Consider the following 22,648-nt stretch of genomic DNA (forward strand, 5'->3'; position numbering starts at 1 on the left):
TGCAGTCATGCCTTATCCGATCCGGTCCATGGCTCAGCGGCCCGGTGTTGCTTACAACCCTCCCGGGGTGCCGTCAGCGGCTCATGATGCAGCGCCTTCAACAGGCCAGCTGTCATAGCAACGATAACCAGCGAGAATGGCAGGGCCGCGAGGATGACCGCATCCTGGAGGACGGCAATACCTCCCGCCACTAGCAATACCGCGGTCAATACTCCGTTGCCAATGGCCCAGCCTGCTCTCGACGCCTTGGGAGGCTCAAGCTGCCCTCCTGATAAAATGATATTGACCACCAATGCGCCGGAGTCAGCAGACGTTATAAAGTAGATGCTGATAAGGAGCGTTGCCACCAGACCCATCAAAAATTTAATTGAGTCAGTCGTCTGCAGGTGCTCAATGGTCGCGAAAAGTGCATAGGCGATGTCTTTATTGACCGCCTCAACAATTCCGCCACCCCCGAATAGCTCGCTGTGGAGTGCAGCGCCCCCCATCACCGAGATCCATACAAAAGTCACCAGCGTTGGTAGGAGAAGAACCCCGAAAACAAACTCTCTCAGGGTGCGGCCGCGGGATATCCGGGCGATAAACAACCCGACAAAAGGTGACCAGGCCAGCCACCAGCCCCAGAAAAACACCGTCCAGGTCGATTGCCAATTTCCCGGTTCATTGGCGCCAACATAGAATGTCATGATCAATAGACTATCCAGGTAACCGCCAATTTCCTGCACCAACAACCCTGCCATGTAATCAAAGGGGCCAATAATCATAAAGGCGGCGAGTAAAATCAGCGTTAGCCAAAGATTTACCTCACTCAATATTTTCACGCCCCGCCTGACCCCAGAAACCACCGAAATCGTCGCGATTACAGTAACCACGGCGACCACCGACAGCTCCACCCAAAGAGACGCCTCCACGGAGAAAAGCCACTTGAGCCCCGTGCCAGTCTGACGGGCTCCCAGCCCCAGCGTCGTCGCCAGACCAAATACAGTCGCAAAAACAGCGAGCGCGTCAACGACGTGCCCCCAAAAGCCAAAGATTCTTTCACCAATAAACGGGTACAGCGCTGATCGAGGCGCGAGCGGGAGATCATGGCGATAGCTGAAGTATCCGAATGCAATCGCGACCAACGCAAAAATAGCCCATCCGTTCAGCCCCCAGTGGAAAAACGACAATTGAATTGCAGTAGACGCAGCGGAGGGAGTAAAGCCCTCCGAAGTAAAAGGGTTACCCTGAAAGTGCATGATTGGCTCGGCGATGCTCCAGAACAGCAGCCCCACACCCGTGCCGGCCGCAAACAGCATCGCCAACCAGGGAAAAAGCCGGTATTCCGGTTGTTCGTAGTCTTTACCAAGGCGCACGTTCTTGTAACGCCCCAGCCCTAGCCAAATAACAAATGCCGTCAGAAACGCAACCAGTGCCACATACCACCAGCGCAGCAGACCATCCACGTACGAGGAAACATAATCAAGCGCATACGCAAACTCAGACTGCCAGATCAGCGCGCCAGCGAGGGTCAAACCAATGGCGCCAATGCTGAATAGTGACGGCAAGATGGGTTGTTGGAGATGGCTATTGCCTTTTTCGTTCCACATGATGATTAGCCTTTTATTATGTCCTGGTCTGCCAATAGCGATGCTCGTATAAATTACGAAAAATGCTGCAGTTATTATCTGAATTCACGACCCCAGGGGAGCGGTACCAAGGCTCATCCTCAGCATCTTCTTATTGCAGGTAACAACAAGAACCAATCCCGACAGCAGCACCAACAACACACCCCAGATCAAATAGGTATAGAGCATCGGCATAAAAAATCATCCTGGCTCAGTGTTTGTTCACAAGATTGCGGGGTGCACCCTCAATGAAGCCAACAATGTTTTCGCCGGTGGTCGTGAGGATTCTTTCGACAGCCTCTTTCGTATTGAACGCACTGTGCGGGGTGACGATGACGTTTCTCATGTGCTGAAGAACATGGTTGGCGAACAGCGTTTCCAGATCATGTTTCTTGTCAAAAAAGGAGCGGATCAATTCCGCCTCCTCCCTGATGGAGGGCTCATCCGGCAGTACATCAAGACCGGCAGCCGACACTTTCCCATCCGCCAGCGCGTACAGCAAAGCCTGGGTATCAACAACGGAGCCGCGAGCGGTATTAATCAGGACAACCCCGCGCTTCATCCGCGCGAACTCCCTGTCCGACAGAAGATGCTTGGCCGATTTGCTGCCAGGTACGTGCAGCGTCACCACATCGGACTGCTCAAGAAGACGATCCAAATCGACGTAAGACACGCCATACCGGTCGGCGAATACGTCATCCGGCCTGGGATCGCAGGCAAGAACGTTCAGGCGAAACCCCTGCGCTATTTCTACAACACGCTTTCCGATAGATCCGGTGCCAATCACCCCCAGGGTTTTGCCTTGCAGGTCAAACCCCTGCAGGCCTTTCTGTGAGAAATCCCCCTTGCGAGTGCGATTGATCGCCTCCGGAATCTTGTGGCTAATGGCAAGGAGCAGCGCAAAAACATGCTCTGCTACCGTCTGGTCACCGTAGACGGGCACATTGCTGACCGGAATCGAATTTCTGGTACAATAATCCAGATCAATATGGTCGTATCCCGTCGACCGGGTAGCGACAAACTGCAGATGTTCAAAGCACTCCAGGACCGAATGGTTCAGGGCTGAATGAACGAAGGGGGAGATGATATCGGCGTCCCTGTATAGCCCAACGTTGCCTGTTCCGAGTTCCTCGTCCGTGAAAACAACCTCATGATTGCAGCAGGCCTGCTGCAAAATATCGCACTCCCACTTCTCTGCCTCAAAGAACACAATTTTCATTAGCTTTCCCTGGCCAAACTCATTTTTACTCCGACCTCAGCACAGGTAGCCACAGGATGGGGCTACCTGTGCTGAGGTCATCGATATGGTCGTTTCGCGCCTAGACTTTCTCTCGACGCAGACGCAGGGAGTTCATCACCACTGACAAAGAAGACGCACTCATTGCGAACGCCGCAAAGATAGGTCCTATCAGAATGCCAAAGAATGGATAGAGCACGCCCGCCGCTATCGGCACGCCCGCACCGTTATAGATCAGCGCGAAAAACAGGTTCTGTTTGATATTGCGCATCGTCGCCCGGGACAGCCGTCTGGCGCGGACAATACCGTCGAGGTTGCCCTTAACCAGGGTAAAGCCTGCGCTCTCAATGGCGACATCCGCGCCGGTTCCCATCGCAATACCGACATCGGCCTGGGCCAGGGCAGGCGCGTCATTGACCCCATCCCCTGCCATCGCCACCTTGCGTCCCTGGCTCTGAAGCTCGCGAATGATACTGGCCTTATCTTCTGGCAGCACGTCGGCGCGAATCTCATCAATACCGAGTTTGCCCGCCACTGCCTTAGCTGTGCGCTCATTGTCACCCGTTGCCATGATGACGCGGAATCCCGCGGCATGTAGCGCCCTCAGCGCGGCAGGCGTTGTTTCCTTGACGGGGTCGGCAACGCTTACAAGGCCCGCAACGGCGCCCTCAAGCACCACAAACATAACCGTTTCACCCTCGTCGCGCCTGGCATTGGCAACCTCCATCAGATGGCCGCCGTCCAGCCCCAGTTCTTCCAGCAGCCTGGCATTGCCCAGTGCCACCGGCTTGCCATCAACAACCCCTTTAACCCCTTTGCCCGTGACCGCTTCAAAGTCGTCGGCCTTGCCGAGTGTCACGTTGCGTGCCTCGGCACCGGCAACAATGGCTTCGGCAAGCGGGTGCTCCGACCCCTTCTCCAGCGTGGCCGCCAGCCTCAGGACTTCGGTCTCGTCATGATTCGATTCCGGCAGCACGGCCACCAGCTTTGGCTTGCCTTCTGTCAGGGTGCCGGTTTTATCGACAATCAGGGTGTCCACCTTGGCAAAACGCTCCAGGGCTTCGGCGTTCTTGATCAGCACACCCACCTGGGCGCCTCGCCCCGTCGCTGTCATGATCGACATGGGTGTGGCCAGCCCCAGTGCGCAGGGACAGGCAATGATGAGAACCGCCACGGCGGACACGAGCGCGTAAGACAGAGCCGGCGCCGGCCCCCAGATGGCCCACGCCACGAAGGACAGGGCCGCCACGGCAATCACGGCCGGTACGAACTTGCCGGCCACCATATCGGCAAACTTCTGGATAGGCGCCCGACTGCGCTGGGCATTGGCGACCATTTCGACGATCTGGCTGAGCATGGTATCCGCCCCCACCCGGGTCGCCTCCATAACCAGACTCCCGGTACCGTTGATGGTGGCCCCGGTTACCTTGTCACCGTCGACCTTCTCCACCGGAACCGGCTCCCCGGAAATCATTGATTCATCGATGGATGAGCGGCCTTCAACAACCACGCCATCCACCGGCACCTTGTCACCGGGGCGCACCCGCAAATGATCACCGACCTTCACATCCTCCAGAGCGACCTCTTCCTCGGTGCCATCAGGCCGGATCACGCGCGCCGTTTTCGCGGCCATATCCAGCAGCGCCCGAATGGCTTTACCTGTGCCCTCACGGGCCCTCAGCTCCATCACCTGGCCCAGCAGAACCAGCGTGACGATAACGGCTGCCGCCTCAAAATAAACGCCGACGTTACCCTCGGAGTCCCGGAAGCCTTCCGGGAAGATCCCTGGCAGGAGCACCGCCACGATGCTGAAGATGTAGGCCGCCCCGACCCCCATGCCAATCAGGCTGAACATGTTCAGATTCATTGTGCGAAACGAATTGTAGCCCCGGACAAAGAAGGGCCAGCCGGACCAGAGAATCACCGGCGTGGCGATCACGAGCTCAATCCAGAGCGAGACCCGCTCACCAAAGAATTCGCGAACGGCCATGATGCCAACATAGGGGGTCATGGTCAGAATCAGCAGGGGGACCGTAAAGACCAGGGCAACCCAGAAACGGCGGGAGAAGTCCACCAGCTCCGGATTGGGGCCCTCATCGTCAACGGCGGCAGACTCCGTTTCCAGCCCCATGCCACAGATAGGACAGGCGCCGGGCTTGGTCTGGCGCACCTGAGGGTGCATGGGACAGGTGTAGACCACACCCGAATATCCAGGCGGCACGCGATCATATTTCCGGTCATCGCCTGACGGTTTTTCATGCTCTCCGGAACACTGGTGCGAATGACCGGAATGATGGTGCGAATGACCGGAATGGGAGCTCGTTCCGGCCTGCTCCATAGGCACAAGGTGCATTCCGCATTTGGGGCAGTCTCCCGGCTCGTCGGATACCACCTCCGGATGCATCGGGCAGGTATACTTCCCCCCTGCTTCTCCGGCTACAGTATTCTCGTCATTCTCGTCACGAGCGCTATTATGTTTTGCAGACATCGTCCGTTCATCCTTTCGTTTGTTCCAGGCCAGCCACACAGTGTTCGACCTGGCTCCCGGTAATGGAATTGCCGCATGATGGTTTATCATCCCACTACACCAGACTGAACTGAACCTGAAAAGGACTTTAGCGCCATTTCTTTTTTGACTGGCATCAACTTTTCGCAACTGCCAGTGCACCAAGATACATATTCACAGGGATGTTCAGTTGAAATTCAGCCTTTGCCTATACTGTGGTTACACTGGGGATTTGGCAGGATCGTTCACTCTTTTTCAGGAAACCGGAGGCAAATATGGCCGTTCAGGGAATTATTCGGGTCGCCATCAATGGCTATGGCGTTATTGGCAAACGGGTAGCTGACGCCGTTGCCGTACAGAAAGACATGGCCCTGGCCGGCGTGGCTGACATTGCCACGGACTGGCGGCCACGGGCCGCCCTGCACAAGGGATACTCGCTTTACGGCGCCACTTCGGAGCATGCCGCCAGCATGAGGGCCGCAGGGCTTGATGTCTCCGGCACGCTTGACGACCTGCTTGAGGCCGCGGACATCGTGGTGGACTGTACACCAAAACACCTGGCCAGCAAGAATATCGAAATCTACCGGCGGCTTGGCATCAAGTACATCGTTCATGGCGGCGAGACACATGAAAGCACGGGCCATTCATTCGTTGCCGAGGCCAATTACGCGAGTGCTGTCGGCCGTGACGGCACGCGCGTTGTATCGTGCAACACAACGTCGATCATTCGTACCCTGTCAGCGCTCAAACGCCACGGCTTGCTGGACCGGGCACGGGGAACCCTTCTGCGCCGGGCCACCGATCCCTGGGAGAGCCATCAGGGCGGGATCATGAATACCCTCGTGCCAGAGCCGGAGATTCCCAGTCACCAGGGCCCGGATGCCCAAAGTGTCGACCCGGACCTGGATGTGGTAACCATGGCGGTCAAGGTTCCGGAGACACTGGCCCACCTGCACTACTGGTCCGTTCAACTGACACGTGAGGCGAGCAAGGACGAAGTGCTCGACGCGTTTCGCACTTCCTCCCGCATCGCCCTTATCCGGATCAGTGACGGGCTCAGCGCGATCAACAGCGTCAAGGAGTTGATGGCCGACCTTGGCCGGCCTCACGACAGCCTGTATGAAGTCGCGCTTTGGGAAGACATGCTCAAAGTGCAGGGCAATGAGCTGTTCTATGCCTATATGGTCGACAACCAGGCGATTGTTGTTCCGGAAACCATCGATGCCATACGCGCACTTACCGGGGCCGAACCCGATGCGGAAACGTCGATCAGAGACACCAACGACAGCCTGGGTATCGGCTCTTTGGGGTTATAGATATGGACGGCAACCCCGGCGACGCCGCCTGTGAACCCGAGGGCGGGGCCGTGAAGGGTGTGTTCAGGCTGTTCGGTGAGGGAGACGAACTCTATGCGGAGATGATTCGCTCGGTCCGTACCGCCAGCCAGCGTATCTTTCTTGCTTCGTATATCCTGGCGGCGGACGAGGTGGGGACTGAACTGCTTGATGAACTGATGAAGCAGTCTCGCCAAGGCCTCGACGTGCGCATTCACGTTGATGCGCTGGGCTCAAGTGGCGTCCTTACGCGGCTGCACCGGCGCCAGCTCAGGGCCGCCGGCGTCCGTCTACAGCGCTTTCACCGCTGGAGCTGGCGGCAACCGATGCGTTACAACCGTCGCGACCATCGCAAGCTGCTGGTCATTGACGGCAAAACAGCGTATCTCGGCGGCTTCAACATTCATCGCGAAGGCTCGAGGCGCTATTACGGCCCAAAGCGTTGGCGCGACGTGCATGTGTGCTTCGAGGGGCCTCTGGCGGCGGAGGCTGACGCTCTGTTTGACGCCTTCTGGTGCGGTCACCCTGACTGGAGCCCACAGAGTCATACCATCGGTGACAGCCGGATCACTCCCAATACCACACGCGCCTGCCGCATCCAGCTGCGGTGCTCCATCAAAGACCAACTGGCCGGAGCATCCGACAAAATCTGGCTGGCGACGCCCTATTTCGTACCGGACCGGGGATTACGCAAACAACTTGCTCTCGCGGCCCGCCGGGGAGTCGATGTGCGGATCCTGACCACCGAAAAGACCGACTCGACCCCCGCACAATGGGCTGCCCGCGCCATTTACGGGGAACTGCTGGAACACGGCGTTCGCATATTCGAGTACACACCCCGGCTATTGCATTCCAAAGTACTGCTCGTTGACGATGCCTGGGGCAGCATAGGGACCGCGAACTTCGACTACAGAAGTTTGTTTATTAACTATGAACTGACGCTGATTTCCACAAACGAAGCCTTGAATGGCCAGTTAAGAAACGAGTTCGTAACTGACTTGCAGGATGCCAGTGAAATCACTGGCATCGCCTGGAAACACCGCGGCTTCATAAAAGCCGTGTATGACACGCTTGGCCTGTTGCTACGCAAGTGGCTTTGACGTGGGCCCACGCAGATCGGGGCTCAGCTTGCCGCCGCATGGATACCCTCCAGTCGCGTCCGTTTGAGCAGCATGGCATTCACCGCGACCAGGACCGAACTCCCCGACATGGCCAGCGCCGCCACTTCCGGGCTGATGACAAAGGGGTAGAACAGGCCAGCGGCCACCGGAAAGGCAATCACATTGTAGGCAACTGCCCAAAACAGATTCTGGTACATCTTCCGCAGCGTCGCCCGTGACAGCTCAATCGCCCCCACAACGTCGTAAGGGTCGCTTTTCATCAGCACCACGTCGGCACTTTCGATGGCAACGTCCGTGCCGGCGCCAATCGCGAAGCCTACGTCGGCCTGTGTCAGCGCCGGGGCGTCATTGACGCCGTCGCCGACCATGCCCACTCGCTTGCCCTGGCCTTGCAGCTCTTTTACCTTGTCTGCTTTTTGCCCCGGCAGGACATCGGCGAGAACGGTGGTGATGCCAAGGCTCGCCGCGATCCGGTCGGCGGTCGCCTTATTGTCCCCGGTCAGCATGGCAACCTCGACGCCTCGTTCACGCAACTTGGCTACCATTGCCGCAGCCGTCGGTCGCGGGGCATCCGCAATGGCGATCAGGCCAACCAACTGGCCCCCGTGCGCGATGTGCACGACCGTCTGCCCGGCCCCCTGGAGCCGCTGAGCCTCGGAATCCAGACCATTCATCGCAACCTGGCGTTCGTCCATCAGACGACGGTTGCCCAGAAGAACCTCCCGGCCCCCGATTTCGGCCTGCGCACCTTTGCCTTCGATGTTCTGGAAGCCGGACAATGTCTGCACCTCCAGATCTGCCGCACGCTTCGAAATCGCCTGCGCCAGCGGATGATCGGAGCCCTGTTCCACAGTGGCCGCCAGCGCGAGAACCTCATCAACCGTCACATCGGAAGCGGCAACCACCTCGACCACCTCGGGCTCGCCCATCGTCAGTGTCCCGGTCTTGTCAAAGACCACCATGTCGAGTTTGGTCGCCTCCTCCAGCGCGCCGGCGTTCTTGAACAGAATCCCGTTCATGGCGCCCAGGCCGGTACCCACCATGACCGCCATCGGCGTGGCAAGCCCGAGCGCGTCAGGACAGGCAATAACGAAGACCGTGATGGTCAGCGTCAGGGCGAAAAGCAGCGGCTGACCTATCCACCAGAACCAGGCCGCGAAGGTCGCAAGACCAATGACGACCGCGATCAGCACCAGCCATTGGGACGCCTTGTCGGCAAGCAGCTGCGCCGGGGCCTTGGAGTTCTGGGCTTCCTGCACAAGCTTGACGATCTGTGCGAGCGCCGTGTCGGCACCAACCTTGGTTGCGCGGTATTTGAAACTTCCGCTTTTGTTGATGGTCGCCCCGATCACCGAATCGCCGGGCTTCTTAGGCACTGGCATGGATTCGCCGGTCAGCATGGATTCATCAACCTGCGACTCGCCTTCCAGGACTTCACCGTCAACGGGGATCTTATTACCGGGCCGGATAACGACGACATCATCCTTGAGGACATCCGAGGTGGGGACCTCAGTTTCGCGCCCGTCGCGCAGTACATTCGCCATGGGCGGAGCAAGATCCATCAGCGAGCGAATGGCATTTGAGGCCCCGGCGCGGGCACGCATCTCCAGCCAGTGACCGAGCAGGATAAAGACCAGAAGCACTGCCACCGCTTCATAGAACTGAACACTGGGAAAGAAAAAGGTCGCGCCGACGCTGAACAGATACCCCGTGCCCACGGACAGGACCACGAGCACGGCCATGTTGAGCACTCCGTTGCGAAGCGCTCGCCAGGCGGCGACGAAAAACGGCCAGCTCGGGTAGAGTACGGCGGCGCTCGCCAGGAAAAACAGCCACAGATCCAGGCGGAGGCCAAATGGCGGCGCCGGGGGTATGAACACCTCGCCCATGGGCGAATAGGCAAAGATGGGGATGCTGAAGACGAACGCAATCCAGAAGCGATTGCGCATATCGCGCGCCATGGCTTCCATGCTCATGCCGCCGCCATGGCCCATCTCATGGGCCGCGTGATCCACGGGCGGCGCTGCTTCGACTTCGGCGCGGGTATTGTCCGCGCCCGGGTGATGATGACCGGCCGGTTTTGCGGCGGCACCAGACTTACCTTGCGAAGCCTCCGGCGCACAGACGTGCTTCGGCACCAGCTCGCCGCCGCAGTGATAGCCGCACTCGACGACTTTCGCCTTGATCGGCTCAAGGTCGGTACGCGTTTCGTCATAGACCACGGTGGCACTGCCCGCGACGTAATTCACTTCAACCTTGCTCACACCCGGCAGCCGGGAGAGCTGTTTTTCAACGCCCCTCGCGCTCAGTGTGGAGGTCAGACCGCCTACCTCGATAACCTTGACTGTCATAAATCAATCCTTTTGATTTTGATATGAGACAACATAGACCATAAACCAGAAAACCAGACGCAAAAAAAAGATATCCGTTACAGCTGTTTTGGGGCCGGGTGATCCGGGGCAAGCCGCGGGCGTGTAACGAACAGGCCGACTTGCCGTCATAGTATATAGTTTACTGATGTGATTACTCGAACAGCGAAGTGCCGGTACGCCGGCTTCGCTAGTACAACCCGGAATCAAATGATCCGGAGAAGTGATCATTTCAACGACACAAAGGTCGCAGCAACGAGAAAACACGATGTGGATAAAACTGCTTTCGATTTTTCTGAAGCGTCTGATCAGGCAGGGGAGCCTGGTTGTCGTCTATCCTGACGGACGATCAATACAATACGGTGACGGGTCGACACCCTCCGCCACCATGCGTTTTCACGCGCACTCCCTGCCACGCAAACTCCTGATCAATCCCGAGCTCACACTGGGCGAGGCCTATATGGACGGTACACTCACGGTCGACCAGGATGACCTCTATGGTCTGATTGAGTTGCTGGTCATCAACCTGAAGCGCCAGTCCGATGCATGGCACCTTCGCTGGCAGGCAAACCTCCGTCAGCTTCATCGCAGACTGGCGCAGTTCAACCCGGCCGGGCGGGCTCAGCGCAACGTGGCACACCATTACGACCTGTCCGGCACGCTGTATGACCTGTTTCTGGACCCCGACCGCCAATACTCCTGCGCCTATTTTCGCGAACCGGGCGACACCCTGGAAACCGCCCAAAGAAACAAGAAATCCCTGATCGCCAGCAAACTCCTCCTGGCGCCGGAACAACGGGTTCTCGACATCGGCTGCGGATGGGGCGGGCTTGGGCTTCACCTTGCCCGTGACTATGGTGCCCGGGTCACCGGGGTAACCCTGTCGCAAGAGCAACACAGGATCGCCGAAGAACGTGCCCGGGCCGAGGGTCTTGGCGACCAGGCCCGGTTCCGGCTGCAAGACTACCGCGACATCGACGGCACTTTTGACCGGATCGTGTCGGTGGGCATGTTTGAGCATGTCGGAGTGCCACACTACAAGGAGTTCTTCGCCACCCTGCGAGACCGGCTCAAAGACGATGGTGTGGCACTGCTGCACACAATTGGCCGGGCCGACGGACCGGGATCAACCAACCCCTGGATCACCAAATACATATTTCCCGGTGGCTACAGCCCGGCCCTGTCGGAAATCCTTGCCGTCGTCGAGCAATCCGGTCTCTATGTCACCGATGTCGAGGTGTGGCGGCTTCATTACGCCGAGACTCTGAAGGAATGGCGCAATCGGTTCGAGGCCAGCCTGGACCGGGTACGGTCGATCTATGACGAGCGGTTCTGCCGCATGTGGCGGTTCTACCTGGTTGCCAGCGAAGTGGCATTCCGGCACGACGGTCTTGTCGTCTTTCAGATCCAGCTTGCCAAAAAACAGGACGCGGTACCGCTCACGCGGGATTACCTGGCCAGCCGGGACAGACTGGGCGAACCGGCCACCAGGGACGGAGAGAACATCTCCGATCACCCGGCATGGAACGCCAACTGATGGCTTTCATAGGGCCGGAGGTGTCCGACCGGCCAATAACTGTCATCAAACTGTAACGCAACTCTCCGCTAGCCGTCCTTAAAGTCGGCGGGACCTGTGGTCCTGATCGACTCCGGGCCTGCCCTCAGCCCCGGAGCTGAACTCAAGCTGAACAGGGAGGGGCACGGCATGCCCGGAGAACAGACTGATCGAAAACAGACTCGCATGGTCACAATGTACATACCCATATTCAAGGAGAAGCTCGCGAAGCTCGAAAAACGCGGGCTCGGACACTGCGAAGAGGCGCAAAAACTCCGAACCACGATAGCCAGCGTCCCGGCACCGCCAGGCTGCAATAACCAAGCATTCAGGGAATCTGAAAATGAGCCAGAAAACAAAGAGCAAACCTTTCGGAGCCAAGGGCTACAAGGAGACCCTTCGGACGCTTCAGATCGAGTTGGTCAAACTGCAGAGGCACCTGATCAGGAACAACCTGCGGATCCTCATCCTGTTCGAGGGCCGCGATGCCGCCGGCAAGGACGGCGTCATCAAGCGGATAACGGAGCACCTGAGCCCACGCGAAACTCAAGTCGTGGCGCTGGGCAGGCCGTCCGACCGTGATCGTCGCTCGTGGTATTTCCAGCGTTACGTCCCGCACTTGCCCCCGACCGGGGAAATGGCCCTGATGAACCGGAGCTGGTACAACCGCGCCGGGGTCGAGCGCGTTATGGGCTATTGTACGGACACGGAATATGAGGAGTTCATGCGCTCGGTACTGCCATTCGAGCACATGCTCGTGGATTCCGGGATTCAGCTGTTCAAATATTACCTGGATATCTCAAAGGGGGAGCAGGCACGCCGGCTGAAGGATCGTCGTGTTGACCCCCTCAAGCAGTGGAAAATCAGTCCTGTCGACAAGGTCGCGATCAAACACTGGAACGACTACAGCGCGGCGCGCAACCAGATGTTCGCGCGCACGCACAACCAGATCACGCCGTGGTATGTCGTCAGGGCCGACAATAAAAAACAGGCCCGGCTCAATGTTATTCGTCATTTGATGTCACTGGTGGACTGCCCGGAAAAAGACGAACACGCCGCCACCCCGGATCCCGACATCGTCTTTACCTTTAACCCGAAGCATCTCGACAACGGCCGGATCGCACCGTAACCGCCATCATCAGCTGTGACAGCCACTGACAAGCCAGGCAACGGGCATGTCAGTGGCTCTCGCCGCTGAGGAACTGGCCCCATCCCCGCACGAGCTCAGCCAGCAGCACCACCGTAACTGGACTGAGCAGCGCCGGAATCGCAGCCACAATCCAGATAGCCATGGATGGGGCAGCTCCCACATGTCTCTTCCAGCCGCTTTCGCAGAGCCTCCCGTGCCCGATGCAAACGCACCCTCAGATTGCTCGCCGAAATATTGAGCACCGCTGCGATGGTTTCACGGGATTCGCCGATCAGCTCCGCGTGCCACAGAATTTCAGCGTATTCTGGCTTCAGGGTCGGCAGGAGTTTGTAAAGGCACGTGCAGACAATAAAATCCAGTTCGTTTTTAAAGTCGTCATCGAGCAGCGCTGCTTCGAGATCGTGGTGCGCCTGCTCAGACTGGCGTTTTTTGCTCTGCGCCCGGTAATAATCAATCAGGCTGGTCTCAAGAACCCGGCGCATCCAGGCACGAAGCTTTTCAGTCTCGCGCACGTCACCACTGCGTGTGAGCACCTTGACGTAGAAATCGTGCAGGACGTCGGCGGCCTCGTCCTTATCCCCCAGCCGGCGAGTCAGGAAATGCAGAAAATCCCGGTGGATTTCCTCCATGACGGCATGCACGGCATTGCCCGGCACTTCCCTGTCGTTATCGTTTTTCATACCAACTCCCGCTATCGGTCTGCCTCAAAGTTCTCAAACGGGCGTCAGAATAGCAAGAAAAACAACCGGAACCTCGGGCCATCAACACCTAACCTTTTCAGAACCCATAGCGCACCCCCAGATACAGGTTATTGTTGTCCTGAAACTGACCGAAGAAGGTTTCCTCCCGGGCGCCGAAAAACAGGTTTCCGCCGGCTTCAACAGAGAGATGATCATCAACCTGATAGCCCACCCGGGGGCGCAGGTACGCGTCCCGGTCCGAGGGCGAGTAGAACAGGAACAACGACCACGCCAGATTCTGGCTGTGTGTCAGCCAGGTAAGCCGCTGGGTGAGGACGTGGCGATTCTCGTCCCGCACCGGGGCACCAGGGGGCAAGGCCCGCCGGTAGGCCTCAAACTCGCCCATGCGCTCAAGGTAGTATTGCAGGCCCAGGGTCAGGTTACGGGCAATTTCCTGCTCATAGCCGAGCAGCAGGCGCAGCTCGCTGTTGCGTACTGTGGGATCGTCGCCATCGCGGTCTGCGCGGGAATCGTAATAGCCCAGCTCGACGTTGCCGATGCCGGCCCCCACCGGCCCGCGCAGGCTGGCGCCGAGCACCGACAGCGGAGGAAACCTGGCCCGACCGCTGGCCGGATCAGCCCCGGCCGGGCTCTTCCAGAAGCCGTCGTAGCCGTAGAGCGCGACCTCGTAGGCGCCAAGGTTACGGTACAGCCGGGCGGCCCACTCGTCGTCTTCGAACGCGTCCGCCGGGCGGTCCGTCATTACAACGGCATTGCGCCCTGTCAGCCGGCCTTGCCCTGCGTTGAAGAACGAGAGGCGGCGACCGTCGATGAAGCGATCCGCGTCAAACCGGGGGGTGTAGACAAGGTCAAGATTGACCCAACTGGAAAAAACCGAAACCTTCAGCGCGTCTGAGGGCGCCTTGAGGTACTCCACATCGCGGCCGATAAAAAACGAGACCCAGTCCTTGGGAAACAGATCGTTGATGAACACCAGGTCGCCGGTTCCCCAGGTTAGTATCTGGCGCCCCAGCTTGACATCGGTATCCGCGCTCGGCGAAAACACCAGGCTGGCCTCGCGCAGGTCGAACGCGCCCTCACCCGATTCCAGGTCCACCGACCGATCATCGTCCAGGTCGTCATAGAGAAAATCGCCGGTAAGGCGCAACGTTGCTCCCCGGAAATACTTCTCCGCCTCGAGCTGCAACCGGGTTTCGGCGATGGAGAGATCGCGCTGGCGGGGATCATCGCCCAGCCGGGTTCCGCCGCGGGCCTCCCAGAAGCCGCGCAGACGAAATGGCAGCGCCGCCGCAGCCGGTCGGTCGGTGGTCTGTTCTGCCCCGGCCTCACCCCCGAGGCCTGCCGGAAGGGCCGGTTCCTCGGTATCGCTGGCGGGCGCACCCAGCCCCTCCGGCAGCTCGGGCGCGGCCGCCCATAGCGCCCCGGGCGCCACACCGAGACCGATACCCGCCAGCAACATGCCCCAGAGCAGGCTTCTGGTGTTCATCCACGCCCTCCTGCTCTCAGTGCACCGGTGGTCACTGCAAGTACTCCTTTGGTGCCCGGCGCAGGTAGCGCTCCGAAAACACGTCTTCCGGCAGGCCCAGGTCATAGTCAATGCCGCTGTAGGTCAGTTCCGTGGTGCCACCGTTACGCAGATTCTCCATCCTCGCCTTGACGACCGTGGGGTAACCCTGAATGTTCTCCACCGCCAGCGCGGTGTAACGCCGGTAGAGGTTGTCACTGTCGTCGATATACTCGGTGCGAACCGGCAGGAACGACTGCTTGTGGATATAGACATCGTAGTAGGCGAACTCAACCTCCCCGGGCCTCTTGGGTTTGTTGCGCACTACGTAGTAGTTATCCGTGGTTTCAATCAGCTCATGGCTGTCGGCATCAATACTGCGCCCGGAGATGTCCTCGTAGAAGAAATCCGAGCCGACGAAGCTGGTGCGTTTGTCGGAAGCGGCAATTCGCTTAACCAGATCCAGCGCCGGCAGGTACAGCCAGCGGTCGTCGTCCCGGTCCTGGTGTTTCCAAACCAGCAACGTCATCTGGCTCACATCCGCCGGTCGTCGGAAATAGACATAGTACTTCTGCTCGCCGAGATAGGCGCCCCCCTCAACGGCATCTGTCTCCGGACCGTCTCTCCGCAAAATGGTGAGTTCGCGACTACGGGTACGCCCCTGGCTATCCGTGATGGTCATAGCGACCCTGGCGCGGCCATCACGCCCCTGAAAGTAGGAGACCATATTGGCACGGTTGACAATGCGCTCCACCGAGGGCGCAGCGCCGGCATCCTGGGCCAGGGCAATGGGCGTGATGCCCAGAGCGATCACCACCAGGGCCAGCTTTTGGAACAGGGTAACAGGCCAGTATCTACTCATTGCACGCCTTCCTCTTGGTTTTGCGGATTCGGGGCGGCCCTGCGGGCACCGGGAAACAGCCATCGTTGCAGCAGGGTTACCAGTGCCGGCAGGATCAGCAGTGTGCTCAGGCCGGCGGTCAACAGAATGGCCGCGATAAATACCCCCACCGTCTGGTAGGGCACGAGCGGTGCAGCCAGCAGCGGCAGGAAACCAACGCCAAGCACGATGGCGTTGCGGGTTATTGCTCGTGCCGGCTCGCCGAACATCGGCGCCACCGAGCGACGCCAGGAGCCTGTCTCAGCCTGGGTGGCGCGGGCGCGGGCCAGGAAGTGGATGGCGTAGTCCACGGCGAGTCCCAGACTCAGGGCGCTCAGCACGGCGACCGGCATATCGTAGTTCTTGCCGATGATACCGATCAGACCGTAGATGGCCCCGATGGTCACAGTCAGGGGAATCATGCACAACAGTCCCCAGAGCAAAGAGCGGAACAATAAGGCCATCAGCAGGAGCACGACCACGAAACTGCCGAACAGGGCCATGGCCATGCCGCTGACCATTTTGTCCTGCCAGACCACATTGATGTAGTTAAGACCAAACCAGCGTGCCTGGATCGACGCAGGCGGAGGGTTGGCCGCGATGAAGTCGTCGAGCGCCTGAACCACCCGGCTCATATCCCGGTTGTCGCCACTGGTAAGCTGAACCCAGATGCTGGCACGGCGGTAGTCGGGGGTAACGAAGTGCCAGAGATCCTGGGGGCGGTGGCCATTCTGGTAGGTGAGCAGGGTCTGCGCAACCGCCGCCGGACTGTCCGGAATGCGAAAGGCTCCGTCATCGCCGCCCAGCAGTTCGCGGTGAACGGTTTTGACCAGATCGGCGACGGAGTTGGACTTGCCGACCACGCCGGTCTCGCCCAGCCGCTGCTGCAACCTGGCGATGTAGCGCAGGACTTCGGGGCGTTTGAAGATCTGGTTGTCCTGGGCCGCGTTATCCCCCTCCGGAACCAGCGCCAGATAGGCCATGTAGGTGCCGCCGAAATGTTCGTTGAGCACCCGGTCTGCCACCCGGATGGGGTGCTCGGGCTCGAACCACTTGACCGGGTTATCGTTGATGCGGATCTGGCTGATGCCATAACCGGCGGCCACCACCACGACCATGGTAACCACCAGCACCGCCCTGGCGTGGCTGACCACGCCCTCGCCGAGGCGACGCAGCCAGCGCCCCATGACCGTATCCTGGTCCGGGTCCCCGGCGGCGTGACCGAAGCCGGTGAGCCGCCGCTCCGGCATCAGCATGATGTAAGCCGGAATGAAGGTCACCGTGCACAACCAGGCCAGGAACACACCAATCGCGATAAAGATGCCGAACACCTGAACGGGCGGGATCGGGGTGAGTGCCAGTGAGGCAAACCCCGCCATCGTCGTCAGGGTGGTGAACAGCATCGGTTTGAACAGTATCCCCATAACCTCCCGGATGGCCCGGTGGCGGTCACGATGCAGGGGATAGCGATCGAAGAATTCCGAGAGGATATGCACCGCGTCCAGCACCGCAATGGGCATGATGAATACGGGGATCATCGAGCTCATGATGTGGACGGTGCTGCCGCTGATCACCAGCAGCGCCATGGTGCTCGCGGCCGCCACCATCGCCACGATCATCGCCGAGGTAATGAGCCGGATGTGGCGGAAGAACCACCACATCGCCAGGAAGATGACCAGCATTGCCAGTGGCGCCGAGATCGCCATCTGATAGAACATCTGCACACCGAACGTGTCCTCCGCCACGGGCAGCCCGGTGATGTAGACCTGATCGCCGGTATCCTTCCAGCCAGCGACTTTGTCAAGCAGGGCTTCGCGGACCCGGTAACTCATGTCCTTGCTGGTCAGCGGCAGGTAAAGGGCGACTGCCTTACCATCGGCGCTGACCAGGGTATTGTCGAACAGCGGAATGCGTTGCGCCCGCTCAAGAATAGCGAGCGCCTGGTTGCGGGTATCCGGCGGCTCTGGCATGAGCCAGCTGAAACGAACCGAGCCGACCCCCTCTTGCTCAATGTTGTCGACCCGCGAGAGCGCGAGCATATCCTCCTCAACCACGCCCTCCTGCCGGCCCGGGTTGTCCGGATCGGGCCACCTGAGCGTACTGGCATACTCCGTCAGCTCATAGATGCGCCGCAGCGAACCGACATTGAATACCCCGTCAGGGTTGCTTTCGTTGACCACACCCACCACGACCATGTCATAAAGCGAGAATTGCTCCTTCATGTCGTCGTGGAAAACGCGCACGGGTTCGTCGGAAGAGAGCATGTTCTCGGGGTCGGTATCGATGGTCAGCGGATTAAGCAGACCGAACCGCTCGGGCCAGACGCTTGGCAGCGCCGCCAGCGCCACCAGCGCCAGCGTGGCAACCACCATGGCCCAAACGGTCAGTCGAGGACGGTCAGTGGCGAACTGTAGCCACGAACTCTCGGTGTTTTCAGACATTTACAGTGCCTCCGTGCGTCAATCGAAGGCGGCGCCGGGCTTCTTGCCCAGGGCCTTGAGGATCTTCGCCAGAGGGCAGAATCCGCTGAAGGCAGCCTGCAGCATGTTGGCGCCCACAAACGCGGTGAACCACAGCCAGTGAGGCGAGTGGAGCTGGGAGAGAGCCAGACTTACAAGAATGAAAGATCCTGCGAAGGCGAGTACAAGGCGGTCGATAGACATATGCCCCTCCTGTTATAGTAGCGCGTTCCGGCACTTTCAGCAGATTGCGCACTGCGCTGGCTGCACTGAAAGCACCCGTACACAATACCTGGCATGGCCACGTGCCGGACCATGGAGAGCCGGGGCCTGCCAGACGACGACGGGCAACACTTGACTACCTGGCCAAGAGCAGCCGATCATCTGAACCAAGCCTAACATGTTCACGATTGCAGAGCTATGAATGTATGAATAAAAATCAGATGTCGGAAGCGGCGGATCAGGCCACCAATCTGCTAAAGGCCCTCTCCGGGCGGAGCCGGCTGATGATCCTCTGCCAACTGGTCGACGGCGAGCAGGCGGTGAGCGAACTTGCGGATGCACTGGAGATGCGCCAGGCGGCCGTCTCCCAGCAACTCGCCCTGCTGCGCAAGGACGGCCTGGTATCTGCGCGCCGCGAAGCGCGGACCATACACTACTCCCTGGCGGGAGAGGAGGCGCGCCGGATCATAGAAGTTCTGTATGAGCTGTTCTGCGATAACGACGCATGCTAAGAAGTAGGGCAACAAGGAGTTTCGAGTTGCCCTACTTCAACTACTAATTGCTGGCAAAGGCCTGGCGCATGTATAGAACCATGGCCTCCGCCTGCTCCTTGGTCAATGAGCTGATGCCGCCCTTGGCGGGCATCGCCATGGATGAGCCGGGGCTCTTGAAACCCTCCATGATATTGGTAACCAATACATCGTCACTCTTGGTCAGCCGGCCATCGCTCTTTGTGAAGTCAGGAACGCCGGGCAGCTTGCCCTTTCCGTCTGCGCCATGGCAGGCAACGCAGGTGGAGTTATAGAGCTTTTCGCCGGCTTCCACGCTGTCCGCCTGAGCCGCGGCTCCGCCTGAGTAGGCAAAGCTCCCGGCGACCAGGCTGGCGATCAGAAAAGACGATCGTTTCATTTATTCTCCCCCTTATTATCTGCCGGATCATTGGCTTTCTGGAGGAAGGTCAGGATATCCCTTGTTTCCTGCCCGGTTAAGCCCGCTCTGAGACGCATATGAAGCACGGATGGCTCCCAGAAATCGTCACGGAACTCGGCCGGGTCGCGCATGTTATGACACCGTGCGCAGTTGTCGGCCCATGACTGGGCGCCCCGGACGAACGCCATGGGATCGTCGGCGTCCTGGGCAGCGGCTGAACCTGCGCCACCGAAGAAAAGCGCAGCCATGAGTGCAGCATTACTGATGAGGTTGCGGTTCATTAGTTTCATGTTAATACCCTCTTAAAAGCCGTAAGCCAACTGAATGTTGAAGCGCTCGTCATCGTCGATAGCGTTGTCATCGTAATCATCCACGGTGTAGGCCGCCTTGATGATAACGTGGTTTGCGAACAGGTAATTCACCCCTGCAGACCACTGGGAGCGGTTTGCATCGGCACCCGGGGTGTCCAGGTCACCTATGCGGACAACGCCTTCCCACTTGGTATCCGGCACCCGGTAGGCCGCCTGCGCATACCAGGCAGTGTATTCGAGTTCTTCGGTCACCGCGCCACCGGCAACCGCGCTGTTGGCTTCGCTTCCCACGGTCTGCTGGATGAATTCACCGCGCAGCTGCAGGGTGTCAAGGTTGTAAACGGCGTCCGCACCCAGGACTGTGTAGTCACGGTCCGGCTCTCCCGCCGCCAGGTCAGACACATCGTGCCCCTCGGCCACTCCGATCTTGCCCAGGGCGCCGGACAGGCCCAGCTCCAGCGCAGGCACCGGCAGGAACCCTACTCGGCCACCGTAGACGAAATTACCATCGCCATTGGATGCGGCAGCCTCGGTTTCCAGTTCAATTTCCACTTCTTCGCCGGGATCAGCATCAACAACAAGGGTCGGACCGTTCGAGGTGAACAGCGCATAGTTGGCGCGCATCGACCCGCTCAGCGGAATGCCGCCACGCAACTGAACGCCCAGGTCGGAGAGCGGGGCTGCGCCCCCGTGACCAAAGCCCACGGGCGCGGTCGGCAGCTTGTTGATCCAGCTTGGGTGGACATTCTGGCGGAACTGGCCGATCGGGCTCAGGAACTTGCCCGCGACCAGTGCCATGTAATCGTTCAGGATAAGATCGATGGTCGCATATTCTACTGCGATTTCACTTTCACCATTTTCATCCGTCTCGGCTTCAAACTCGCCTTCAAACAGCACCCGGTCGGAAAACTGAAAATGAAAGATCGGCGCAAATCGTGCTGCCGTAAAACCGTCTTCCTGTCGATCAGAGCCCGCTATGGCATCAACGTTGGCGTATCCGGCCATGTGCAGCTTGGACAGCGTATCGAGGTTGTTGCTCTTTACATCCTCCCGCAGTGCCGCGATCTGCGACTCAAGGTTGGCAATTTTTGATTCGGTGTCTTCGTTTGCGATTGCAGTCCCGCTTGCGAGTACGGAGGCCGCAAGCGACAGCTTGATAAAATGGAGTTTTTTCATAGGTGCACCCTTCTGGGTTAGATGAAGAGACGTATATAGCTGTTCCGGAAAAAGGCTTTCGAATAAAGCCATCGATCCAAAACATGAACAATTAGACACCCTTGACCTGAAACGAAACTGAAATTGTCAGTCGTGCCGCCCTGATCTTGATGCAAGTCAGTTTTTACAATGGCCGGATATCATGAGATTGAGCCAGCACCGTATGTGGGGGCGCCACGCAGTATAGTCAGACACCCGGGAATGATCGCTCCTGTACGCCGTCTCAACGGAATCGAGCCTGATGCGAACCAGTCGACCGGCAAAACCAATACCTGCGTCACACCGTATCATTTTCACTACTATTTCGTGACGCAGCGGCGAGCTGCCGCCACCGCCCCCAGCGGGGGATGAACATCGGCACCTGCCGCTGGTAGGCACGGTACTCCTCACCGAACTCCTTGAGCACCTGCCGTTCCTCACGTCGAGCCAGCCATGTGTAGACAAGCACGATCACCGGAAAAAGGCCGACCGAGAATAACGTCGGCCAGTGCACCACCCCTTCTCCAAACAGAGCGATGAATAGCCCCGTATACTGCGGATGCCGCACATACGCATACAAGCCGTCTTTCACCAAACGGTTTTCACCTCGCGCCTTGTGGACCTGGCGCCACCCCTGAATAAAGAGGCCGATCCCGGTGAACGCGAGCGCATAGCCGAGCAACATTGAGACCAACATCCCGGTTTCGCCCAGCCCTATCAGGGTCGACCACAGGCTGGCGCTGACATACTCACTGTCGAGGCCAAAAAAACGCACCAACAGATAAATAGTGAGCGGAAAACCGTACATTTCCGCATAAAGTGCAATGATGAAGGCCTGCACCACTCCGGCGCCGGCCCATTCCCGCCAGTTTTTCGGCGCGAAATAACGGTAAAAGAACCAGGACACCAGAACGATAACGATCAGTGTGATGCCCCAGGCCCCAGCGTGATTGAACGATTCATTCATAGCATGATTGACCTGTATGTGGGGCGGCTAGCTGCATCGGTTGCCGCCCGGATTGTTTTAGTGTGAGAATCAGTACGGTGATCACCAACGCTTTACTTTTCCCCGTAAAGACTGTTGTAAATCGATCCTCGCGCTCCATCGCTACAATGTCGCCTGATCAGCGCCTGAAGAGCCACGTTTTGCAAGGATCGCCTGCACTATCGAATGGGCATCACATTTGTTGGCCAGCAACAATCCCGAAGTATCCAGGGTGCCACCATGGTTTTTATAGCCAAACGCCAGCGTCCGGTCAGGCCCGAGATCGAGAGGTCGGCAGATTCCCAGCAAGGCCTCTGGGCGCATATGACACACGAACACTCTGAGTTTTGTATCGTGGGGGAACAGCTCAGCCCTGAAAGAAGTACCAGACTGATGCCCTGCCTCCATTGCATCCCGGGGGCTGCGGAATCGACCGGGCTCGAGAAGGCAGACCACACCACACGAAAGCCCCCGCTGAGCCAGCGCTTCAGCGACCTCCTGGCAAACCTGGAGTTGATAGGCGCCGACAGCGATCAACTGCACGTCACCGGCTTCACTGAGAGCAATGGCGCCATCCCGCACC

18 protein-coding genes and 1 pseudogene are annotated in these 22,648 nt (G+C 58.8%); 5 read left to right on the forward strand and 14 right to left on the reverse strand.

What is annotated here, in order from left to right:
- Positions 1 to 5 precede the first annotated feature (5 nt).
- The 3 genes from KYE_RS02285 to KYE_RS02295 form a co-directional block, all read right to left on the reverse strand.
- On the reverse strand, positions 6 to 1,589 hold the full coding sequence (locus KYE_RS02285; RefSeq protein ID WP_008169995.1) for a BCCT family transporter: 1,584 nt from the start codon (positions 1,587 to 1,589) through the stop codon (positions 6 to 8).
- Positions 1,590 to 1,818: 229 nt separating this feature from the next.
- Entirely contained in the window at positions 1,819 to 2,826 is a 1,008-nt protein-coding gene (locus tag KYE_RS02290) for a hydroxyacid dehydrogenase (protein ID WP_008169999.1), read from the reverse strand.
- A gap of 100 nt (positions 2,827 to 2,926) precedes the next feature.
- On the reverse strand, positions 2,927 to 5,332 hold the full coding sequence (locus KYE_RS02295) for a copper-transporting P-type ATPase (RefSeq protein ID WP_039881790.1): 2,406 nt from the start codon (positions 5,330 to 5,332) through the stop codon (positions 2,927 to 2,929).
- 293 nt (positions 5,333 to 5,625) lie between these two features.
- On the opposite strand from KYE_RS02295, the gene KYE_RS02300 reads away from it, so the two are divergent.
- Together KYE_RS02300 and KYE_RS02305 are read left to right on the forward strand one after the other, a co-directional pair.
- Entirely contained in the window at positions 5,626 to 6,666 is a 1,041-nt protein-coding gene (locus KYE_RS02300) for a type II glyceraldehyde-3-phosphate dehydrogenase (protein ID WP_008170002.1), read from the forward strand.
- 2 nt (positions 6,667 to 6,668) lie between these two features.
- A complete protein-coding gene (locus KYE_RS02305) occupies positions 6,669 to 7,784 on the forward strand; it encodes a phospholipase D-like domain-containing protein (RefSeq protein ID WP_008170004.1) in 1,116 nt (371 codons plus the stop codon).
- A 23-nt stretch (positions 7,785 to 7,807) separates the two neighbouring features.
- On the opposite strand, the gene KYE_RS02310 is transcribed toward KYE_RS02305, so the two are convergent.
- Positions 7,808 to 10,156 (reverse strand): heavy metal translocating P-type ATPase, encoded by a 2,349-nt coding sequence (locus tag KYE_RS02310; protein ID WP_008170006.1) that lies wholly within the window; start codon positions 10,154 to 10,156, stop codon positions 7,808 to 7,810.
- Positions 10,157 to 10,442: 286 nt separating this feature from the next.
- On the opposite strand from KYE_RS02310, the gene KYE_RS02315 reads away from it, so the two are divergent.
- Together KYE_RS02315 and ppk2 are read left to right on the forward strand one after the other, a co-directional pair.
- Complete coding sequence (locus KYE_RS02315) at positions 10,443 to 11,711, forward strand: SAM-dependent methyltransferase (protein WP_008170007.1); 1,269 nt, start codon at positions 10,443 to 10,445, stop codon at positions 11,709 to 11,711.
- A 361-nt stretch (positions 11,712 to 12,072) separates the two neighbouring features.
- Positions 12,073 to 12,858: a polyphosphate kinase 2 gene (gene ppk2, locus KYE_RS02320; protein ID WP_008170008.1), complete on the forward strand. Its 786-nt coding sequence runs from the start codon at positions 12,073 to 12,075 to the stop codon at positions 12,856 to 12,858.
- Between the two features lie 95 nt (positions 12,859 to 12,953).
- On the opposite strand, the gene KYE_RS02325 is transcribed toward ppk2, so the two are convergent.
- From KYE_RS02325 to KYE_RS02345, 5 genes are all read right to left on the reverse strand, one after another.
- Entirely contained in the window at positions 12,954 to 13,559 is a 606-nt protein-coding gene (locus KYE_RS02325; protein ID WP_008170009.1) for an RNA polymerase sigma factor, read from the reverse strand.
- Positions 13,560 to 13,656: 97 nt separating this feature from the next.
- Positions 13,657 to 15,066 (reverse strand): hypothetical protein, encoded by a 1,410-nt coding sequence (locus KYE_RS02330; RefSeq protein WP_008170010.1) that lies wholly within the window; start codon positions 15,064 to 15,066, stop codon positions 13,657 to 13,659.
- Positions 15,067 to 15,097: 31 nt separating this feature from the next.
- Complete coding sequence (locus tag KYE_RS02335) at positions 15,098 to 15,946, reverse strand: outer membrane lipoprotein-sorting protein (protein WP_008170011.1); 849 nt, start codon at positions 15,944 to 15,946, stop codon at positions 15,098 to 15,100.
- Complete coding sequence (locus KYE_RS02340; RefSeq protein ID WP_008170012.1) at positions 15,943 to 18,405, reverse strand: efflux RND transporter permease subunit; 2,463 nt, start codon at positions 18,403 to 18,405, stop codon at positions 15,943 to 15,945. Before KYE_RS02340 ends, KYE_RS02335 begins: the two co-directional genes overlap by 4 nt.
- Positions 18,406 to 18,423: 18 nt before the next feature.
- A complete protein-coding gene (locus KYE_RS02345; RefSeq protein ID WP_008170013.1) occupies positions 18,424 to 18,627 on the reverse strand; it encodes a DUF2892 domain-containing protein in 204 nt (67 codons plus the stop codon).
- Between the two features lie 224 nt (positions 18,628 to 18,851).
- Here KYE_RS02345 and KYE_RS02350 point away from each other — a divergent pair, with 224 nt between their 5' ends.
- Positions 18,852 to 19,157: an ArsR/SmtB family transcription factor gene (locus KYE_RS02350; RefSeq protein WP_008170014.1), complete on the forward strand. Its 306-nt coding sequence runs from the start codon at positions 18,852 to 18,854 to the stop codon at positions 19,155 to 19,157.
- Positions 19,158 to 19,200: 43 nt separating this feature from the next.
- Here KYE_RS02350 and KYE_RS02355 read toward each other — a convergent pair whose 3' ends face one another.
- The 5 genes and pseudogenes from KYE_RS02355 to KYE_RS21530 form a co-directional block, all read right to left on the reverse strand.
- A complete protein-coding gene (locus KYE_RS02355; RefSeq protein WP_008170016.1) occupies positions 19,201 to 19,554 on the reverse strand; it encodes a c-type cytochrome in 354 nt (117 codons plus the stop codon).
- Positions 19,551 to 19,865 (reverse strand): hypothetical protein, encoded by a 315-nt coding sequence (locus tag KYE_RS02360; protein ID WP_008170017.1) that lies wholly within the window; start codon positions 19,863 to 19,865, stop codon positions 19,551 to 19,553. Before KYE_RS02360 ends, KYE_RS02355 begins: the two co-directional genes overlap by 4 nt.
- 12 nt (positions 19,866 to 19,877) lie before the next feature.
- Positions 19,878 to 21,062, reverse strand: coding sequence for a porin (locus tag KYE_RS02365; RefSeq protein ID WP_008170019.1), 1,185 nt, complete (start codon positions 21,060 to 21,062; stop codon positions 19,878 to 19,880).
- A 316-nt stretch (positions 21,063 to 21,378) separates the two neighbouring features.
- Positions 21,379 to 22,047 (reverse strand): methyltransferase family protein, encoded by a 669-nt coding sequence (locus KYE_RS02370; protein ID WP_008170021.1) that lies wholly within the window; start codon positions 22,045 to 22,047, stop codon positions 21,379 to 21,381.
- A gap of 141 nt (positions 22,048 to 22,188) precedes the next feature.
- Positions 22,189 to 22,648 (reverse strand): annotated as a pseudogene (locus KYE_RS21530) (xylulose 5-phosphate 3-epimerase); the annotation flags it as partial.

The sequence above is a fragment of the Marinobacter manganoxydans MnI7-9 genome (genome assembly GCF_000235625.1).
Lineage (GTDB): Bacteria > Pseudomonadota > Gammaproteobacteria > Pseudomonadales > Oleiphilaceae > Marinobacter > Marinobacter manganoxydans.

What these genes read in the sequence shown, in the direction of transcription:
- KYE_RS02285 (WP_008169995.1), bottom strand. Translation starts at nt 1,589, where the DNA reads ATGTGGAACGAAAAAGGCAATAGCCATCTCCAACAACCCATCTTGCCG.
- KYE_RS02290 (WP_008169999.1), bottom strand. Translation starts at nt 2,826, where the DNA reads ATGAAAATTGTGTTCTTTGAGGCAGAGAAGTGGGAGTGCGATATTTTG.
- KYE_RS02295 (WP_039881790.1), bottom strand. Translation starts at nt 5,332, where the DNA reads ATGTCTGCAAAACATAATAGCGCTCGTGACGAGAATGACGAGAATACT.
- KYE_RS02300 (WP_008170002.1), top strand. Translation starts at nt 5,626, where the DNA reads ATGGCCGTTCAGGGAATTATTCGGGTCGCCATCAATGGCTATGGCGTT.
- KYE_RS02305 (WP_008170004.1), top strand. Translation starts at nt 6,669, where the DNA reads ATGGACGGCAACCCCGGCGACGCCGCCTGTGAACCCGAGGGCGGGGCC.
- KYE_RS02310 (WP_008170006.1), bottom strand. Translation starts at nt 10,156, where the DNA reads ATGACAGTCAAGGTTATCGAGGTAGGCGGTCTGACCTCCACACTGAGC.
- KYE_RS02315 (WP_008170007.1), top strand. Translation starts at nt 10,443, where the DNA reads ATGTGGATAAAACTGCTTTCGATTTTTCTGAAGCGTCTGATCAGGCAG.
- ppk2 (WP_008170008.1), top strand. Translation starts at nt 12,073, where the DNA reads ATGAGCCAGAAAACAAAGAGCAAACCTTTCGGAGCCAAGGGCTACAAG.
- KYE_RS02325 (WP_008170009.1), bottom strand. Translation starts at nt 13,559, where the DNA reads ATGAAAAACGATAACGACAGGGAAGTGCCGGGCAATGCCGTGCATGCC.
- KYE_RS02330 (WP_008170010.1), bottom strand. Translation starts at nt 15,066, where the DNA reads ATGAACACCAGAAGCCTGCTCTGGGGCATGTTGCTGGCGGGTATCGGT.
- KYE_RS02335 (WP_008170011.1), bottom strand. Translation starts at nt 15,946, where the DNA reads ATGAGTAGATACTGGCCTGTTACCCTGTTCCAAAAGCTGGCCCTGGTG.
- KYE_RS02340 (WP_008170012.1), bottom strand. Translation starts at nt 18,405, where the DNA reads ATGTCTGAAAACACCGAGAGTTCGTGGCTACAGTTCGCCACTGACCGT.
- KYE_RS02345 (WP_008170013.1), bottom strand. Translation starts at nt 18,627, where the DNA reads ATGTCTATCGACCGCCTTGTACTCGCCTTCGCAGGATCTTTCATTCTT.
- KYE_RS02350 (WP_008170014.1), top strand. Translation starts at nt 18,852, where the DNA reads ATGAATAAAAATCAGATGTCGGAAGCGGCGGATCAGGCCACCAATCTG.
- KYE_RS02355 (WP_008170016.1), bottom strand. Translation starts at nt 19,554, where the DNA reads ATGAAACGATCGTCTTTTCTGATCGCCAGCCTGGTCGCCGGGAGCTTT.
- KYE_RS02360 (WP_008170017.1), bottom strand. Translation starts at nt 19,865, where the DNA reads ATGAAACTAATGAACCGCAACCTCATCAGTAATGCTGCACTCATGGCT.
- KYE_RS02365 (WP_008170019.1), bottom strand. Translation starts at nt 21,062, where the DNA reads ATGAAAAAACTCCATTTTATCAAGCTGTCGCTTGCGGCCTCCGTACTC.
- KYE_RS02370 (WP_008170021.1), bottom strand. Translation starts at nt 22,047, where the DNA reads ATGAATGAATCGTTCAATCACGCTGGGGCCTGGGGCATCACACTGATC.